We start from the raw sequence: 1,848 nt of genomic DNA on the forward strand, positions 1-1,848 counted from the left end.
CTTCACTAATACCTACAGATGTTATATACAAGTAACAGAACTGTCATTGGTGGTATGTATCACAGGAGAGGGGTACAGAGGGGGATCTTCACTAATACCTAGAGATGTTATATACAAGTAACAGAACTGTCATTGGTGGTATGTATCACAGGAGAGTGGTACAGAGGGGGAGATCTTCACTAATACATGGAAATGTTCTATACAAGTAACAGAACTGTCATTGGTGGTATGTATCACAGGAGAGGGGTACAGAGGGGGATCTTCACTAATACCTACAGATGTTATATACAAGTAACAGAACTGTCATTGGTGGTATGTATCACAGGAGAGGGGTACAGAGGGGGGATCTTCACTAATACCTAGAGATGTTCTATACAAGTAACAGAACTGTCATTGGTGGTATGTATCACAAAAGTGGGGTACAGAGGGGGAGATCTTCACTAATACCTGGAGATGTTATATACAAGTAACAGAACTGTCATTGGTGGTATGTATCACAGGAGAGGGGTACAGAGGGGGATCTTCACTAATACCTACAGATGTTCTATACAAGTAACAGAACTGTCATTGGTGGTATGTATCACAAAAGTGGGGTACAGAGGGGGAGATCTTCACTAATACCTGGAGATGTTCTATGCAAGTAACAGAACTGTCATTGGTGGTATGTATCACAGGAGAGGGCTACAGAGGGGGGATCTTCACTAATACCTACAGATGTTATATACAAGTAACAGAACTGTCATTGGTGGTGTGTATTTACTGGAGAATAAGTAATATTTTGATTCAGTTTTCCGATATCTCTAGTACAACTACAAACCTCTTCTCAAATTATTATTATTATTGTTTTTTTACTGTGAAATAATGCTTTAAAAAGTAGTAAGAAGAGTTTGAAGATACCAAATAGAGGTAATCAGAATCCATTTATCAAAGAAGAACAGACAACACAATGGTCAAAAGATACCAAAGGGAGGTAATCAGAATCCATTTATCAAAGAAGAACAGACAACACAATGGTCAAAAGATACCAAAGGGAGGTAATCAGAATCCATTTATCAAAGAACAGACAACACAATGGCCAAAAGAAAAGGTACAAAAGGACAAACAACGATCTACAAAACATACATGTAAAACTAAAGATCGAGTAACACGAACCTCACTAAAAACAGGCGGTGAACTGAGGTGCTCTGGGAAGACTAGTGGCATCCATCGTGTTAATCTACTTACAAACCAGATCACTTGTTATATGAATAATATTCATGAAGCATCATAATCCGTGACAAAACAATCTTTATTATTTCAGCTAAAATTACAGAATATTTATTAGAAAAATCCAGAGTTATTTCCCAAGCAAAGTAAGTATGATAATTCTTACAATTATTCTAAAACAGCGAAAACTGTCTAAACTTAACCTCATTGAGACCAGCTTTTGTGTTCATAACAGGCAGGTGTTCAGTTTATACAGGTCAAATTAACAAAGATTTTCTACAATTTGACTTTATTTGATATTTGGTTTGTACAGAAGTCTGGATTAGGCAGGTGTCATTTTGTATTTCAGTTATCTGCCAAGTGGAGTATTAAAACAAGAATTCAAATCCCTTTAATTGCCCGGGTGGCTCAATGAGCTAGGTAGTTAGATTACCTACGGCAATACGGCATGGGTTCATGCCTGGTTTTGCACTCGACTCACATCCGCAGGTGATAAAGTTTACCAGTTTCTTGCCAATGGTCGGTCGTTCTCTCCGGATACTCTGACTTCTTCCACCACTAAAACTGGTCACCATGCTATAGCTGAAAATGGCATTAAACACCAAAATAAATGAATCAAACACCTTTGATATATAATTTTGT

Annotated in this window: 1 protein-coding gene; it reads right to left on the minus strand. The window is 37.6% G+C overall.

The window, feature by feature from the left end; translation table 11 throughout:
- Positions 1–1,622: 1,622 nt before the first annotated feature.
- A partial coding sequence (locus PSN35_RS07475) for a hypothetical protein (RefSeq protein ID WP_300031622.1) occupies positions 1,623–1,848 on the minus strand: 226 nt, incomplete at its 5' end.

The sequence above is a fragment of the Candidatus Thioglobus sp. genome (genome assembly GCF_028599055.1).
Lineage (GTDB): Bacteria > Pseudomonadota > Gammaproteobacteria > PS1 > Pseudothioglobaceae > Thioglobus_A.